The 15,373-nt window shown below is 61.7% G+C and carries 14 protein-coding genes and 1 tRNA gene; 8 read left to right on the top strand and 7 right to left on the bottom strand.

All coding sequences use genetic code 11. From position 1 onward, the window contains the following. The first annotated feature begins 41 nt into the window (after positions 1–41). Positions 42–119, top strand: a tRNA-Pro gene (locus tag ABIA42_RS16310). A 518-nt stretch (positions 120–637) separates the two neighbouring features. After that, entirely contained in the window at positions 638–1,687 is a 1,050-nt protein-coding gene (locus tag ABIA42_RS16305) for a hypothetical protein (RefSeq protein WP_370123270.1), read from the top strand. A gap of 1,768 nt (positions 1,688–3,455) precedes the next feature. On the opposite strand, the gene ABIA42_RS16300 is transcribed toward ABIA42_RS16305, so the two are convergent. Continuing rightward, on the bottom strand, positions 3,456–3,992 hold the full coding sequence (locus ABIA42_RS16300; RefSeq protein ID WP_370123273.1) for a DUF2441 domain-containing protein: 537 nt from the start codon (positions 3,990–3,992) through the stop codon (positions 3,456–3,458). A gap of 115 nt (positions 3,993–4,107) precedes the next feature. Beyond that, positions 4,108–4,668, bottom strand: coding sequence for a TetR/AcrR family transcriptional regulator (locus ABIA42_RS16295; protein ID WP_370123276.1), 561 nt, complete (start codon positions 4,666–4,668; stop codon positions 4,108–4,110). Between the two features lie 185 nt (positions 4,669–4,853). Between ABIA42_RS16295 and ABIA42_RS16290 the strand changes: the two genes are divergently transcribed. After that, positions 4,854–5,828, top strand: a complete 975-nt coding sequence (locus tag ABIA42_RS16290; protein ID WP_370123278.1) for an alpha/beta fold hydrolase — start codon at positions 4,854–4,856, stop codon at positions 5,826–5,828. 128 nt (positions 5,829–5,956) lie between these two features. On the opposite strand, the gene ABIA42_RS16285 is transcribed toward ABIA42_RS16290, so the two are convergent. Beyond that, the gene (locus ABIA42_RS16285) at positions 5,957–6,196 is read right to left on the bottom strand and encodes a hypothetical protein (RefSeq protein WP_028178804.1); all 240 of its coding nucleotides are present in this window, start codon (positions 6,194–6,196) and stop codon (positions 5,957–5,959) included. A 423-nt stretch (positions 6,197–6,619) separates the two neighbouring features. Here ABIA42_RS16285 and ABIA42_RS16280 point away from each other — a divergent pair, with 423 nt between their 5' ends. Together ABIA42_RS16280 and ABIA42_RS16275 are read left to right on the top strand one after the other, a co-directional pair. Continuing rightward, positions 6,620–7,591 (top strand): SDR family NAD(P)-dependent oxidoreductase, encoded by a 972-nt coding sequence (locus tag ABIA42_RS16280; RefSeq protein ID WP_370123282.1) that lies wholly within the window; start codon positions 6,620–6,622, stop codon positions 7,589–7,591. A gap of 263 nt (positions 7,592–7,854) precedes the next feature. Further along, entirely contained in the window at positions 7,855–8,964 is a 1,110-nt protein-coding gene (locus ABIA42_RS16275; protein WP_370123285.1) for an alpha/beta hydrolase family protein, read from the top strand. 27 nt (positions 8,965–8,991) lie between these two features. On the opposite strand, the gene ABIA42_RS16270 is transcribed toward ABIA42_RS16275, so the two are convergent. Beyond that, positions 8,992–9,498, bottom strand: a complete 507-nt coding sequence (locus ABIA42_RS16270; RefSeq protein WP_271529377.1) for a MarR family winged helix-turn-helix transcriptional regulator — start codon at positions 9,496–9,498, stop codon at positions 8,992–8,994. 406 nt (positions 9,499–9,904) lie between these two features. Here ABIA42_RS16270 and ABIA42_RS16265 point away from each other — a divergent pair, with 406 nt between their 5' ends. Continuing rightward, complete coding sequence (locus ABIA42_RS16265; RefSeq protein ID WP_370123288.1) at positions 9,905–11,419, top strand: porin; 1,515 nt, start codon at positions 9,905–9,907, stop codon at positions 11,417–11,419. A 272-nt stretch (positions 11,420–11,691) separates the two neighbouring features. Here the strand turns inward: ABIA42_RS16265 and ABIA42_RS16260 are convergent, their stop codons facing one another. The 3 genes from ABIA42_RS16260 to ABIA42_RS16250 all read right to left on the bottom strand — a co-directional run bounded on the left by ABIA42_RS16260 (position 11,692) and on the right by ABIA42_RS16250 (position 13,596). After that, positions 11,692–12,183: a GcrA family cell cycle regulator gene (locus ABIA42_RS16260; RefSeq protein ID WP_370123291.1), complete on the bottom strand. Its 492-nt coding sequence runs from the start codon at positions 12,181–12,183 to the stop codon at positions 11,692–11,694. Between the two features lie 74 nt (positions 12,184–12,257). Further along, entirely contained in the window at positions 12,258–12,455 is a 198-nt protein-coding gene (locus ABIA42_RS16255; RefSeq protein WP_024341172.1) for a hypothetical protein, read from the bottom strand. Between the two features lie 199 nt (positions 12,456–12,654). Beyond that, entirely contained in the window at positions 12,655–13,596 is a 942-nt protein-coding gene (locus ABIA42_RS16250; RefSeq protein WP_271529374.1) for an acetamidase/formamidase family protein, read from the bottom strand. 168 nt (positions 13,597–13,764) lie between these two features. Between ABIA42_RS16250 and ABIA42_RS16245 the strand changes: the two genes are divergently transcribed. Next, positions 13,765–14,532, top strand: coding sequence for a YdcF family protein (locus ABIA42_RS16245; protein ID WP_370124082.1), 768 nt, complete (start codon positions 13,765–13,767; stop codon positions 14,530–14,532). A gap of 58 nt (positions 14,533–14,590) precedes the next feature. Beyond that, complete coding sequence (locus tag ABIA42_RS16240) at positions 14,591–15,373, top strand: DUF169 domain-containing protein (protein ID WP_370123294.1); 783 nt, start codon at positions 14,591–14,593, stop codon at positions 15,371–15,373.

The raw sequence follows: 15,373 nt of genomic DNA, 5'->3' as shown, positions 1-15,373 counted from the left end.
GCCTTGCGCAAAGCGGCGATCCTAGCTAATGGAACGACGTTCGGAGCGTGGCGCAGCCCGGTTAGCGCACTAGTCTGGGAGACTAGGGGTCGGAGGTTCAAATCCTCTCGCTCCGACCATTCATTCAAAACATCAGTCGGGTGGACCGTGGCGTGGAGCATGGTCCTGCCCTTGACGCATGCGCGACGGTCAGTGGCGGCCGTCGGTTCGGGGTCGGAAAATTGAAATGCCGAAAACAACCCCATGCACAGTAGCGATGCCATTGCTCGAATGATGTTTTTCCGAAGCGATTTGACCCGTCGGGCAAAACAGGGGTAATATGGCATGGTGCCGGCCTGTGGGACGAAAGTCTCCACGACGTTTGTGTAACCGCGATGCATTGTAGGGATTTCGGAGCGCTTCCCCCTGGAGAGTGGCGCGGCCCAGGTTCGCACACTAGGGAGGCTAGGGCTCTCCCATTCCGGGCTGAAGTTGGCGGCCGCTGAAAACTCGCAACCCCTCGTTGACATAGAACCGTCAGCCGCGTCAAAGTTGGCAAAGGGGCCAGGGGGCGCGAGAGAGGCAGATGGAGCGTGACGCTCGCCTGCCGCAAGTATAGCAGCGTTACTCCTATGGCCGCCGTATTGCGGTGGCACAGATGACAGCGGAAGTTGCGATCCTGAATAAAATTGGTGTGGCCCTTGCAGCCGATAGCACGGTCACGATTACTACTGCGAATGGCGATAAGACATACAACACGACCAATAAGCTCTTTGCGCTTTCGAAATTTCATCCCGTCGGGATCATGATCTTTAACGGGACTGAGTTTAATGGGATTCCATTCGAGCTAATAATCAAAGAGTTTCGAGATACTCTCGGAAAAGGAAGCAAGCCGACTCTTCAACAGTATGCGAACGCCTTCATCCGACACCTGAAAACAAAGGCGCACGTCACCAAAGAAGATCAGTCTGCAAACTTCGAGAGTGTGACGCGAGATTTTTGTCTCGCCATCCGAAAGAATTTCCGAGAAGGGTGTCGAGACGCTGGCGTTCCGATCCCTGAGCCCAGGCTGACCGGCGAAGCCTCCAAATTCTTTACGAAGATCTTGGACGAACTTGAACTCAACGTCGCAACGGCGGGCGTCAATCCCGCATTCAAGGGAGTGACGGAAGCCCAACTTCAGCGGCAGTACCGTGGTGCCGCCAAAAAACTGGTGGATCGCCTGTTTGCAAGGATCGAGCCCAGCATTGCGCAAAAGAAAAGATTTGTTTCGCTGCTGCACCGAGCTGCCCTGAGCAACTACATTTCCGATGATTTCACCGGGTTCGTGATTTCCGGGTTCGGCTCAAAAGAATACTATCCCAGTGTTTTGGCTTATGAGACCGATGGAATGTATGCGAATCGCGTTAAGCTATTGGCGCGTCCTCCCACTGTTGTTTCGCAAAAAAATGCGTCGTGCTTACTACCCTTCGCTCAGACGCAGGCAGCGACGTTGTTCATGGAGGGGGTCAATGATGATTATCAGCAAGCGATCGACACTAGTGCTCATGATCTAATCGTCGGAATAGCGGACCGCGCGGCGAAGCAGTTGGGCGTCAGCAATCCTGTACTAATCAAAAAGCTCCGAGAAGAACTCGAGGAGACGGCCAAGGCCTACATCCAGCAAATGCATGGCCTTCGGAGAATAGAAGCTCAAAGTGTGCTATGATCAATTCGCGTCCTCGACAAAGCAGAGATGGCAATTTTGGCCGAGAACATCGTTAGCTTGACTGCACTCAAACAGAAATTTTCCCTTGAAACTGAAACCGTAGGGGGGCCCATCGACGTTGCCTTCATATCGAAAAACGATGGGTTCATTTGGATCAAAAGAAAGCACTACTTCCAAGCCGATCTAAACCCTTTCTTCTTCAAGAAGTATCTTGATGGGAACCGAAACGGTCGGAACTAGTGAGCCTAGAGGTATCAATGGCAAAAGCATTGGCACGAGACTTTCGGCGGCCGCCAGGGTTCAGCAGTAGTACTGGAGCCCCCGTTCTATCTATGGAATTGGACCGCCGCCGGGCGTGGGAGCGAGGGCGCGCTATCGCCAGCCGTCTCCTCTTAGAGATGGACAAGAGATATCTAGATGGGGCCAAGAAGAAGAAACGAAAGCCGAAGTGATTCAATGGTTTGGACGTGAAGACTTTCTAGCTACTATTTCACGGCAGTTTAGTCTTTCGACTTTTTCGAGCTCTCCGTGGCCGTCGCTGCCAAAGCGCAACGCCAGGGCAGATCAGCGTCAATCGCGCGCTGTGTTTGGTCCCTGATTCAAGTCCGAGCCTCAGCGATCTCCCGTGTCGTTGCATCCGGCTCCGCACCGGTGTTGCACAAGCGATCGAACGTTGCCAGCGTGTCGCTGCCCGACAGATCCTTGCGCAGAATCGAGTAGTAGAATCGCCTTCGATATGGTGGAGAGAGTTTTTTTGCTGTACATCTTCTGGTAGTGTACAGCAGACGTTGGAAGGAGAACTTTATGGCCAAAGCACCGCCACCCCCTCCGCCGCCACCTACGACTACTCAAAAGGGACACATTCCCCGGCCGCCGCCACCGCCCCCCAAACCAGACAAGATAAGCTAACGAGACCAGTAGGCCATCCAAACGAGCGCGGCACCAGCGAAAGGAGCCGCGACTCCACAAGTGTATGCCTTCGTGAGATAGCCGGAGGCTCGTGCGCTGTGACGCTCGTTGTGAGCTACTATTGTCTCGGATTGATCGACATACGCCATCGCCACGGCGCGTAATTCAACGTCATGCTTGAGTGCCCATTGCCAAAAGGGAGGCTTCCTCGAAGGCAAATAGATCGGTGCATTCCAAAGCGCGGCAAAGGCGCATACACATCCAACTAGGAGGCCCGCTCCCGTTCCTCCGATCATAAGCGTGAGAAAAAGAGTGAGTTTACTGGCTTGATATAGAGCGATCGTCCCCGCGATAAGTACGCCGAGAATGGGCACATATACTGCAAGGACTCTGAGCGCTCGATCGTCATGGAAGAAGATCAACTTGACTAGTTGCTCTTCGTGCCGCGCTACGTCTTGAATCGCCTGCTTCGCCACTTCATCAGCTGTGGCGGTTATTCCCTCGACTTGTGGCCATTGGTTGTTAGGCGTCCCCGGCATCGAAAGCTCCCCTCGCGCAATCTAGGCACGAACGAGAGCGTGGGCAACTCAATAGCTCGCAGCTGAGATGCTCAATTAGCACAATCCCGCGGCCCATTTGGGGGGCGGACGGATGTCGCCGGCCTGCTCAGATATGACCTTGATCTAATCTCGAACCATCACCGGCGGCAGGCCTTGTGCTCAATGGATTGCGAGATTCGATATCAGCGATCGCGGTGATGGAATTGTTGTATGTCGAGGTTGGATTGAGCGTTCCAAATGCAGCTTACCGAATGTGACCCATCGTCGATGTCGCGCGCTGCCAGCATCTTACTAGAGGCTTAGCCGATTGGGAACTGTTCCCAATCGACAGCGTAGATCGCGCCATGAACGAGGGTCTCTGGAAACGGTGCTGCGGTCATCTTGCCCTCCCAGTACTGAACCGCATTCTCGCTCCACTTGTTCTGGACTGCGTTCAACAGCTCGGCATCGCATCGATGGACAATGGCAGTATGTGCGAGCCGGATGCGCAGCATCAGACGATTGGGGGCCCCCTGGAACCATTCGCGTCTGGCGCGCTCGGCTAATTCTTCACTGTCAAAGCAATAGAAGGATTTTAGTCGCGAAGGGAGTGCGGGCTTGATTTGGGTGCGGACGGTTTCCCAAATGACTTCTTTCGGATCGTTTGCCCTTGCAAGAGAGTACGGCGAAACAGCGTTTTCTAATCCCGGAATCTGAGCGGCCGCGCTGATGCTCAACACGATTCCCTTGTTTACCCTGGCGTTGTTTTGAAAAAATCCGTTCGGTGTCGTGAGATGCCAAAATGTGTCAGGTTGCAATACCAACGGGTTGCCCTGCCAATCGTGTACTAAGTGCATTGTTACCTCTTAGCGTTGCGCCCTGATATTCGTCGGCGACCGCGCGCGCAGCCACAGCAATCATCGCAATAGGCGGGGCGTAAGGGAATACGACGGCGACCAGCGGTCTTACAAACTATTTCAAATACCCCACCACCATCCGCGTCGTCTCCTCCACCAGCGTCCGCACCGTCCTCTCCGACAGCATCTCGGCGTGGTTCAGCACGGTGTTGTGCGCGACTGCCTCGATCGTGCTGACGCAGATGAAGGTCGCCACATCGAGGTCGACCTTGCGCATCTCCTTGCGGCGGCTTTCGAGATAGGTGCGCACCAGGGCTTGGACTTCGCGGTTGAAGGCTTCGACCTCGGCGAACTGGCCAGTGCGCGGGATCTGCTCGGCGAGGACGCGGTGCAGTTTCGGGTTGATGCGGTGGGCGTCGATGGCGACGGTGACGAGTTGTCGCACGGCCTTGTCGATCGGCAGGTCGGCGACCTCCGTGAGCGCGGTGCGGACGATGCCCATGATCTCCTCGTTGTGACGCTCGATCACGGCGGCGACGAGGGCCTCCTTGCTTGGAAAATATTGGTAGAGCGAGCCGACGCTGACGCCGGCGATCTCGGCGATGTGATTGGTGCTGGCCTTCTCGAAGCCTTCCTTGACCAGAATGCGAGCAGTTGCCTCGACCAGCGCGTCCACCGTGGCGCGGGATCGCTCCTGCGAGGCATTTTTTCGGGGTGTTGTGGGCGGTTTGCGGGCCACGGCTTTGTGATCTGAATGCGAGTAGGAAAAGCGAGTGAATGCTCGCATTATATCGGCAAGTGGCGGCGGGTCGGCAAGCCTCTTTGTCGCCGTATCGGAAAGAGCCAGATGGGGATGTGGCGATGAGCGTTGCCAGGATCGTGTCGGCCTTGCAGTTCTGCCCGGGCGGCTGCGTGTTCGGTGCGCGAGCCTCGCGCGATCCCGCGCCGAGCCTGCAGAGCCGCGCCTTCAACCTGCTGCTCGGGCTGCTTCCGTACAAGGAGCGGTTGGCCTCAGCCGAGGCGGTGCAGGCGCATGTGCAGAAGCTCGCCTTGCAGCCGGCCTCGTTCGAGCCGACGGGGCTCGGTCGCGATGTCGAGGCGACGCTGACCAAGATGGGCGGATGGCCGGTGTACTACACCGCGCCGTCGTCGGGCCATGAAGGCTGCAACTACGTCATGTTCCTGCACGGCGGCGGCTACATCAACGAGATCGCGGCGGCGCATTGGCGTTTCATTGGCGAGATGACACGCAAGGCGCGCGTCTGTTGCGTCGTGCCCATCTATCCGCTGGCACCGCGCGCGACCGCGAAGGACGTCGTGCCGGCAATCGCCGAACTGCTCAGGATGCTGCTGGAGGACGCTGGCACTGCGAAGGTCACGGTGGTGGGGAATTCGGCCGGTGCGGGGCTCGCGCTCGCTGCGTGTCAGTGGCTGCGCGATCACGGCCATCCGCAGCCGAGCCGGATGGTGCTGATCTCGCCGGCGGCTGATGCCTCGGTCAGCCGTCCAGAGCAGGTGGCGATCGCCGCACGCGATCCGATCCAGGACATTCCGGGGATCGTCGAGGCGGGACGCCTCTACGCCGCCGAACTCGATATCGGCCATCCCTTCGTTAGCCCGCTCAACGGCGCCTTCCGCGCCCTCGCGCCGATGACGATCTTCGCGGGGACGCGCGATCTTCTCTATCCCGACAGCGTCGATCTCGCCGAAAAGGCGAGGGCGGTGGGTGTGCCGGTCGAGCTGCATCTTTTGCGCGAGCAGCCGCACAACTTCGCGCTGATGCCGACACCGGAAGGGCGGCGGGCGCGTGCGATCATCTTGCGAGAGGTGGCTTGAAGGAAAGGTGTGACCGTTGTCACAGAGCGCGGTTGCAATGGGGCTGGCGCTGCAAGCCGCACAGGGAAAAGGCGCCCCCGGGCGTTTCCTCGTATTGGTAGTCTTGGATCAGTAGTTTTGCGGGGCCGTCAGGCGTGGCCCTTGATCTCGTAGTGGCCCGGCACGCATTTGTAGCGCTCGAGGCGCCAGTTGGCGTGATAGATCGGATGCTCGCCCATCCATTTCGCGAGCGGCGCCTGTGCGCCGACCGCGCACTGCATCATCGAAATCTCGGGCGTCATGTTGCTGTCGGTCACGATCTCCTCGACGCAACTGCCTGAGCTGGCTGCGCCAAGCCGGCAAAGTACGGCAACGACGGTCACGAACATTCCTGTCACCTCATCGGTTGTTTCTGACCACGAGGAGGATGCAAGCGGAGTGCCAGAGCCTGTTGCACGCAAACGACATGCTGGCCCGGCCGACTCAACCCAACGTCCACCCTCGTCTGTCGATTCGGATTGTAAAAAATCTGCCCTTAACCCGAAGCCGGACAAATACGGGAAGCGGGCAGTCATCCCCGACATGTGGGACCAGCGCCGCGCCGCGGCTTCACGGGGCGTGCCCGGGCCTATTGAGCCGGCCGCGCGTCGAAGCGACGGGACGGAATAATCCGTCCGCCGAAATAACTGATCTCGAACACGGCCGCGCGGCGCTTTTACCTGCGGATGCGGCGCTGCTACAGTTTTGCGCGCGCCCCGGTGAGCGGCGCTGTGACGAAGAAACATACCGACAAGGGGAGGGACCGAAGTCCCATGAAGGATTTTGCTGGAAAGATCGCGGTCATCACCGGCGGCGGCACGGGAATGGGGCGCGAGCTCGCGCGGCAGCTCGTCGCCGAGGGCTGCAATGTCGCGATGTGCGACGTCTCGGAGGCCGCGATGGCCGAGACCAAGCGGCTCTGCGAGACCGAGAAGCTGCCGCAGGGCCTGCGCGTCACGACGCATGTCGCCGACGTCGCGATCGAGGATCATCTGAAGCGTTTTCGCGACGAGCTCGCCGAGCAGCAGCAGACGGACAAGATCCATCTGCTGTTCAACAATGCCGGCATCGGCGGCGGCGGCAGCCTGTTCACCAACACGCGCGAGCAGTGGGAGCGCACCTTCAACATCTGCTGGGGCGGGGTCTATCTCGGCGTGCGCACTTTCCTGCCGATGCTGGTGGCGGCGGACGAGGCCCACATCGTCAACACGGCGAGCGTCAACGGCTTTTGGGCCTCGATCGGCATGAACCAGGCGCACACCGCCTACAGCTCGGCCAAGTTCGCCGTGAAGGGATTTACCGAAGCGCTGATCAACGACCTCCGCCTGCACGCGCCGCACGTCAAATGCTCGGTGGTGATGCCCGGTCACATCGGCACCTCGATCGTCTCCAATTCACGCAAGGTGCAGAGTGCGGACGGCTCGGAACGGCTCAACACCGACGAAGTCGCGCTGACCCGCAAGCGCATGGTGGCGGCCGGCGTGCCGGATGCGGACAAGATGTCGGACGAGGACATCCAGGCGGTGTTCGCCGAGCGCGCCCGCAGCTTTCTGGAGGATGCGCCGACGACGGCCGCGCAGGCGGCGAAGATCATCCTCGACGGCGTCAAGGCGGAGCGCTGGCGCATCCTCGTTGGCGAGGACGCAAAACGCCTCGACGAGCGCGTGCGCGCCACGCCGGAGCAGGCCTACGACCGTGCCTTCTACGAAAGTTTCACGCAGGAGGTCGGCTGGCGGCTTGGTTGAGGCGGTCTCCGAGCGGCCGCGAATCTGGGTATGATGATCGTCATGGCAAGAGATGCGCATGCAATTTTGCGTGCCACCTCTTGCCAATGTTCGCTTGCCGATGTTCGCCCGCTCCATGACCTGTCGGAATGTCACGCATGCGACATGACGATGTTCAAGCGATGGTGATCTGAAACGCCTCTCATCGGGCGCACGGCCGCTTGGTTGGCGGACCGAAATCGTTTAGTCATTGGGAGTAACGCGACGATCGAGCGTAGCTCCCGATGATACCGTGCCTCTCCGACGACTGGACCTTTTGCCCGGAACGAGAGGACATTTCCGCTGAGTTCACGCGGTTGCTCACTGCGGCCCAGGAGGGCGGCGCCACGATCGCGGAATGCCTCATGATCGCGCGACAGCTGAAGCGGGGCGACGACCGGTCCTGGCATCGCGAGTGGAAGAAGCTGGCGCAAACCAATCGGCAGCGCGCCGAGGCCGCGTTCGCGGAGGGCCACATGGCGAGCGCGCAACGCAATTGGCTGCGCGCGATGAACTACTATGGTGCCGCGGCGATGCCGCTCGATCCGGCGGATGAGCGCCGCTGGGTCGCGGTGCTGGCGATGCAGGACTGCGCCCGCCGCTACCTCGCCGCGCGCAGCCCGGCCGGCGAGGTCGTGACGATACCCTGGCTCGACGGGCATTCGCTGCAGGGCTACTTCCTTCCTGCGCCGTCAGCCGGCGGGCGGGCTCCGACCGTGATCTGCATCGGCGAGCCCGGTCACCGCAAGGAAGAGTTCCTGATCAAGCTCGTGCCGCATGCGCGCGAGCGCGGCTTCTCGATGCTGGCCATCGACCTGTTCGGCGACGAGCGCGACGATTTTCTCGACGCGCTGTTGCGGCGCCGGGATCTCGAGAGCGCGATCCCTGGCGTCATGGACTATCTGGAGACGCGCGGTGACGTCGACTTCGCCCGCGTCGGGATCATCGCCGATGGCTGGGGCTCGTCCTTCGTCTCGCGCGCGGTGTTGCAGGAGCCGCGGCTTGCCGCCGCCGTCTGCGACGGCGGCCTGTGGGACCTGCACGAGCGGGCCTTCTTTGCCAGCCGATTCGCGATGAGCGACGTCAGCATCGTCCCCGTGCCCCATGCGCTGCTCATGGCCTCCAGCGCCGAGTGCCCGGTGCTGATCACGCTCGGCGAGGACGGTTGGCTCAAGGCCGATCGGGCGCGTCAGATCGTCCGGAACTCCAGGCTCGGCGGTTCGGACGTCATGCTGAAGGTGTTCACTGCGGCTGAGACCGGCGCGGCACAGGGCCATGCGGACAATCCCAGCCTTGCCAACGAATACATCTTCGACTGGCTCGAATCGCGGCTCGGTGCCGCCGGGCGCATCTAGCGCCGATGGCCCGGATCAGGCCGGGCGTCAGAAGTCCAGGCTCAGACGGACGCAGGCCTTTTCGAGACGGGTCTTCAGCGTCGCGAGCTTGGTGGTGAATTCGGTGAGCTCGGCCTCGTCGAATTCCTGGAAGACGAATTCCCTGATGGTCTTGTACTGCTCATTGAGGCTCGCCAGGTGCTTCTGCGTCTTGTCGGTCAGGGACAGCCGGACGACCCTGGCGTCGGTCGGCGAGGGGCGGCGGCGCAACAGGCCCTTCTTTTCGAGCAGCTTGGACTGGGTGGTGACGAAGGACGGATCGACGTGGAGGAGCTTGGACACGACGTTGACCGGGATGCCGTCGTCCTTGTCGAGGTCGGAGATGGCCATCAGGATCAGCCATTGCGGCCCGCTGATGCCGAGCGTCCTCGCCCAGAACTGACGCAGCTCCTCGAGATACAGGTTGATCGACGATATCTCCCAGGTGAAGCGCCTGATGATATCGAGATTGCCGATGGTGCGCAGGCGCGCTCCCTCTTTCCTCGTCGCGGACACAGCGTCACTCCGTGAACCGATTGTTCAGGTCGGTGTTCGTGGAACGTCATAGTCCACGCAAGCCTGCTCTGACGCAAGTGCAGAGCAGGGTAATTTTGTCACCAAAACCACAAAGATGACCGGCTCAGCAGATTCGCCTGGCCCGGGTGTTGCGCCCGGGGCACAGGTTTAGCGAAACCAGTAACCTGAGCTAATAAACTATTTTGATTAGCGGAACAGCGCAGGCATATTGACCGCGACGGTGGGGGGTACTCGATCGTCCCGTTGCAGGTGGTTCGCTCACGTCCCTCGCCTCGAAAGCGGGTGTGTCCGAAAGCGCAAAGCGGCCGAGCGGATTTGAGAGAGACGGGGATCTGGGGGGCCTCACGGTCCGGTCTCCGCAAAATGAGCAACTTGGAGGTTTTAAATGAAAGTGGTGAAGAGCCTTTTGCTCGGCACTGCGGCGGGTCTGATCGCCGTCGGTGGAGCCCAGGCGGCCGATCTTCCGGTCAAGGCCAAGGCGGTCGAGTACGTCAAGATCTGCACGCTGTACGGCGCCGGGTTCTACTACATCCCGGGCAGCGACACCTGCATCAAGCTGGGCGGCTACCTGCGTGCCGAAGTGGCGCTGAACGCCGGCGGCAACTACAGCGCCCAGTACAACGGCGTGTCCGCGGCCAACAACCGCCTCACCAACTACTACTCGATGCGCGCTCGTGAGGATCTCAACATCGACACGCGCACCGCGACCGAGTACGGCGTCGTCCGCACCTATTTCGACGCGGTCTTCACCTGGACGACCGGCAGCTATGCCGGCAGCGGTTCTGCCACAGGCGCGACCACCTACTCCGGGGCAGCCCCCGTCGCCAATGCGTCTGACGGCGGCATCTCGGGCGGCTCGCTCGGCGTCTACTACGCCTTCATCCAGTTCGCCGGCTTCACCCTGGGCAAGTCGGTGTCGCAGTTCGACGCTCCCTGGATCAACTATCCCGGCAACAACTTCGACCAGCTCGTCGGCGGCAGCGGCACCACCAACGGCGTCCCCCAGATCAGCTACACGGCCGATTTCGGCCAGGGCGTGACGGCGACGATCTCGGCGCAGGATCAGACGCAGATCTTCCAGACCAACCTCTGGAATACCGCGGGCATGACGACCTCGGGCGTTCTCGGCGGCGCCTACGGCTCGAGCAATTTCGGTGGCACCCGGGCCCCCGACATCGTCGGCGCGGTCCGTGTCGACCAGGCCTGGGGCCTGTTCCAGGCGTCGGTCGCTGCGCACGACAACCATGCCGGCTATTACGGTGCGACCGAAGTCACCGGTCATCCCGAAGACAAGTGGGGCTGGGCGGTTCAGCTCGCTCTCTCGATCAAGAACATTCCGACCGGCGCCGGCGACGTGATCAACGTCTCGGGCGTCTACACCGAAGGCGCGAGCCGCTACAACTTCCAGGAGCTGGCCGCGACCAGCTACTCGATGTTCGGCAGCTCGAACGCCGCCTACCAGAGCATCGGCTTCGCCGGCGTCTCTGACGCGGTGTTCGGCCCGGGCGGCCAGCTCGAGCTGACCAAGACCTACGGTTTCCGTGGTGCCTACACCCACAACTGGAGCCCGTACTGGAATACGGCGCTCTACGGCGCGTGGGCTGCGGTTAACTACAACAGCGCGGCGAAGGGCCTGATCTGCGGCAGCGCCGCGTTCGCGACCCTGACCGGCACCTGCAATCCGGACTTCAACATCGGCCAGGTGGGCGTCATCACCCGCTGGACGCCGGTGAAGAACCTGACCTTCTCGGCCGACTTCACCTACAGCCATCTCGACCAGAAGTATTCGGGCGTGATCACGACCGGAGCGCTGACGAACGTCGCCAAGCCGGCTGCGACCTACGAGCTGAAGGACCAGGACACCTACAGCCTCCTGCTGCGCGCCCAGCGCAACTGGTAAGCTCGAGGTTTCGACCTTGATGAAGCCCCGGCGGGAAAACCGCCGGGGCTTTTTCGCAAGGAAGGGATTCGGAAAATCGGCTGGCCTTTGCGGAGGACGAAGACGAGCCATGCGATTCGATCGCCTCAAACTTATTTACTTACCTGAGTTACTAAGCTATATACCGAGCAGCCAAATACGAAAGTTGCGGCTCTTAGCTTCACGCTAAGCCTCCAGAAACCTCCGGTGATGCCCCGCCGGAGGTTTTTTGTTTTCTGGAGCATGGCGCGGCATCAGCCGCGCATCACGCGAGCGCGCGTGTTCGGCCGGTAGGCGAGGCGGCTGTGACCGGCGCAATAGGGCTGGCCGTCGGGAGCCGTGTTGCCGCAGAAGCAGAAATCGTCTTCGCCCGGCGTCGAGATTGGCCATCGGCAGCGGTTCTCGGACAGCTCCAGCAGAGAGCAGCGATTGGCCTCGTCGATGAGGCACGCGGCCGCGGGGCCATCGCTCTCGCCATAGATCGTGGCGAGCATCTCATATTGCAGCCGCGGCACGGCCCTCCGCGTGCGCGCCGGCGCAAAGCCTCTGTCCTGGTCCTTGCGGTCGTCGACCGCCCGGCCGCGCGTCAGATTCAGACGGGACAGCTTGCCGATCACGGCGTTGCGGCTGACGCCGATGTCGGCGGCGATCTCGCGGCAGGAGAGGCCGGCCTCGAAGTGCCGCTTCAGCAGTTCAATGCGTTCGTCGGTCCAGGTCGGTGAAGAGGTCGATGAGAGAACAGGCATGTGTAACGATCCCAGGTTGCAGATGTCGGCCATCCGCCCTCTCGAGATCCGTCCGCCTCACATCCGGCGCGCACTCACGTCCTGCCATTGTCGCGGATCGACAAAAGCCCGTCCTTGATGGCGAGACGGATGCCTTCCTCGATCAATGTCCGTGCGACGCCGGGAACGCTGGTGCCGTGGGTGCCCTGTCTCACCAGCTTCTCCAGATAGGCGATGGTCGAGAGCGCCAAGGTAACGGGAATGCGGTCAGTCTCGGCTTTTTCGGTGGCCATGGCCGAACGCTAGCCTCTTACTCGGGTACATAAAAGTAACGATTAAGACTCTATTTAGGTTCGGGGGTGGAAGTCAAATCAGCGCCGGGGCAGCCGCTCACCTTGTTGGAATCGCTTGGGAATCGAACACGCCGCGGCGTCCCGCAGGGAAGACCGGGCGGCGGCTTGTGTCGGCAGGTCGGGGAAGGGCCCGGCGGGCTCAGCCGTGCACGATCGCCTTTTCGATCATGCAATGGATACCCTTGGCGCCGTTGACGGTTTGGGTCACCCTGAGATCGGCGGCCAGGCTGCACAGCGTGTAGGCGTCCTCGCGCGACAGATTTCGCGTCTCGCCGAGCAGTGCGATCATGTCGCGCAGCGCGCGCACCACGCACTGGTCGAGATCGGGGTCCATGGCCATGGTCATGTAGTGCGTCGCCGTCTCGGCGCGGGGGTAGTCGAGCCTGAGGTCCTTGCGCAGCGTCAGGCGGAAGCGGCCCTGGAGCGCGGTCTCGATCGCAGTGACGCAGACTTCGCCGTCGCCCTGCACGCCATGGCCGTCACCGCAGGAGAACATCGCGCCCGGAACGAACACCGGCAGATACAGCGTCGCGCCGGCGCCGAGCTCCTTGTTGTCGAGATTGCCGCCCATCGCGCGCGGGATCAGCGAGGAGATGCGGCCCCAGGCCGGCGGCGGCGAAACGCCCATCACGCCGAAGAACGGCTTGAGAGGCAGGTCGAGGCCCCACGGCATGCGGCCGGTCATCCGCGACCGGTCGAGCGGGATGTTCAGGATGCGCGTCTCATGGAAATCGTCGGGCAGGGTACCGGACAGCGGCTTGATCATGTTCCAGCCCCAGTCCTGCCGGAGCTGGACGTCGAGGATCTCGACCGCCAGCACGTCGCCGGGCTCGGCCCCTTCGACCGCGACCGGGCCAGTGAGGATGTGGCCGGGCAGCATGCGCTCGTTCTTCGCATGAACCTCGTGCATCTCGGGTGGAATGTGAAATTTGTCCCGGTCCGGCAGCATGTCTGGGCCGCCGCTGATGGTGTCGATCGTCACCTCGTCGCCGCTGGCGATGGTGAGGACGGGCTGAAGCGCGGCTTCGAAGAAGCCCCAATGGCAGGTTTCGGGGCTGGAATGCAGGTGATGATGGGTCATTTGCCGAGTCCGGTTGGTTTCGTCGGCCGCGGGCTTGACCCAACGATCGATCCTCTTTCAAGAAGATTTCTGAAGATGGTGGGGCCGGTCAAGCCCTGCACAGACATGCACGATGATTTCAGCGAGGCTCCCCTGTTTTTTGTTCTTTCCAAGACCCTCGGCGTCGCGCTGCTGCCGATCAATCTCCTGGTCGAGCTCGGCATCCTGTCTGTCGTGCTGATGGCGACGCGCTTTGCCGCGCTCGGCCGCAGGCTCGCGGTGATCACGCTGGTGGTGCTGGGACTCGCTGCGTTCTCGCCGCTCGGCAATCTCCTGATCTATCCGCTGGAGTCGCGCTTTCCGGCCTGGGATCCGTCGCGCGGCGCGCCCGACGGCATCATCGTGCTCGGCGGCTCCGTCGATACCGATCTGTCGGCGGCGCACCATACGCCCGTCGTCGCGCACGCGGCCGATCGTCTGTTCGCGCCGGCCGAGCTCGCGCGGCGCTATCCGAACGCGCGCATCGTCTTCACCGGAGGCTCAGCGAACCTGGTTTCGACCGAGGCGAGGGAGGCCGACTACTCCGCGCCGATCCTGGAGAATCTCGGCATACCGAAGCAGCGCCTGATCCTCGAGCGCAATTCCCGCAACACCTGGGAGAACGCGATCTTCACAAAGCAACTGGTGGCTCCAAAGCCGGGCGAGCGCTGGCTCCTGGTCACGTCGGCCTTCCACATGCCGCGCTCGATGGGGATCTTCCGCAAGGCCGGATTTGACGTCGAGGCCTATCCCGTGGACTGGCGGATGGGGGGACGTGACGACCTCTTTTCCTTCACCAATGTCGGCGCGGATGGACTTGGCCGAACTGAAGTGGCCGTACGCGAGTGGATCGGCCTCTTGGCTTACCGCCTGATGGGCCGGACCGGCGAGTTGCTTCCGGGACCGGGCAAGGACTAGAACGAGGGTCGCAAAACAACAACACACGGCGCGCGATCGCCGGCCGGGAGGGACCGCCATGCAGGAGCAGAGCGTAGACAGGATCGATCTTGCCGGCCTCGTCGCCGACCTCAACAGCCTGCTGCGGCTGAAGACGACGGTGATCGGCATGAAGCTGTTCGCAACGGCCGCGGAGATGGAGGCGATCCCGAAGATCCGGCGTCCGAACGCAATTCACACCACCGATCAGATCGTCAGCATGGCCGCGCGCCTCGGATGGACCGTCGGCATCACCGCCGACGACCTCGTCGGCGCGCAATGCCGCGCGGTGATCGGCCTTGCGCCGCAGGACGAGAAATGGCTCGCCGGCGAAAACTATGTCGGGGTCTGGCACGGTACCGCAGAGGATGCGCGCAAGCGCCAGGAGGCGCTGGATGTGGTTCCGTTCGGGCAATATCAGGCGCTCGCCGTCAGTCCGCTGGCCAGCGGCCGGCTCGATCCGCCCGACATCTGCCTGGTCTATGCGACGCCGGGGCAGATGATCATCCTGATCAACGGGCTGCAATATACCGGCTACAAGAAGTTCGAATGGGGCGTGGTCGGCGAGACCGCGTGCGCGGATTCCTGGGGGCGGGCGCTCAAGACCGGGGAGCCCAGCCTGTCCTTGCCATGCTATGCCGAACGGCGCTATGGCGGCGTGCCGGACGAGGAGATGCTGATGGCCTTGAAGCCGTCGCATCTCGCCAAGGCAGTCGAAGGCATGAAGGCGCTGGCTAGGAACGGCCTGCGCTATCCGATTCCGCCCTATGGCATTCAAAGCGACGTCCGTGCCGGCATGGGCGTGAGCTACGCGAAGAAGTAA

The organism is Bradyrhizobium sp. USDA 327 (genome assembly GCF_041262065.1).
Lineage (GTDB): Bacteria > Pseudomonadota > Alphaproteobacteria > Rhizobiales > Xanthobacteraceae > Bradyrhizobium > Bradyrhizobium liaoningense.
This window is presented reverse-complemented; position numbering and strand designations above follow the sequence as displayed.

Excerpts from the sequence above, each read along its gene's own strand:
- ABIA42_RS16240 (WP_370123294.1), top strand. The coding sequence starts at position 14,591 with ATGCAGGAGCAGAGCGTAGACAGGATCGATCTTGCCGGCCTCGTCGCC.
- ABIA42_RS16285 (WP_028178804.1), bottom strand. The coding sequence starts at position 6,196 with ATGTTCGTGACCGTCGTTGCCGTACTTTGCCGGCTTGGCGCAGCCAGC.
- ABIA42_RS16280 (WP_370123282.1), top strand. The coding sequence starts at position 6,620 with ATGAAGGATTTTGCTGGAAAGATCGCGGTCATCACCGGCGGCGGCACG.
- ABIA42_RS16255 (WP_024341172.1), bottom strand. The coding sequence starts at position 12,455 with ATGGCCACCGAAAAAGCCGAGACTGACCGCATTCCCGTTACCTTGGCG.
- ABIA42_RS16305 (WP_370123270.1), top strand. The coding sequence starts at position 638 with ATGACAGCGGAAGTTGCGATCCTGAATAAAATTGGTGTGGCCCTTGCA.
- ABIA42_RS16290 (WP_370123278.1), top strand. The coding sequence starts at position 4,854 with ATGAGCGTTGCCAGGATCGTGTCGGCCTTGCAGTTCTGCCCGGGCGGC.
- ABIA42_RS16265 (WP_370123288.1), top strand. The coding sequence starts at position 9,905 with ATGAAAGTGGTGAAGAGCCTTTTGCTCGGCACTGCGGCGGGTCTGATC.
- ABIA42_RS16300 (WP_370123273.1), bottom strand. The coding sequence starts at position 3,992 with ATGCACTTAGTACACGATTGGCAGGGCAACCCGTTGGTATTGCAACCT.
- ABIA42_RS16250 (WP_271529374.1), bottom strand. The coding sequence starts at position 13,596 with ATGACCCATCATCACCTGCATTCCAGCCCCGAAACCTGCCATTGGGGC.
- ABIA42_RS16275 (WP_370123285.1), top strand. The coding sequence starts at position 7,855 with ATGATACCGTGCCTCTCCGACGACTGGACCTTTTGCCCGGAACGAGAG.
- ABIA42_RS16260 (WP_370123291.1), bottom strand. The coding sequence starts at position 12,183 with ATGCCTGTTCTCTCATCGACCTCTTCACCGACCTGGACCGACGAACGC.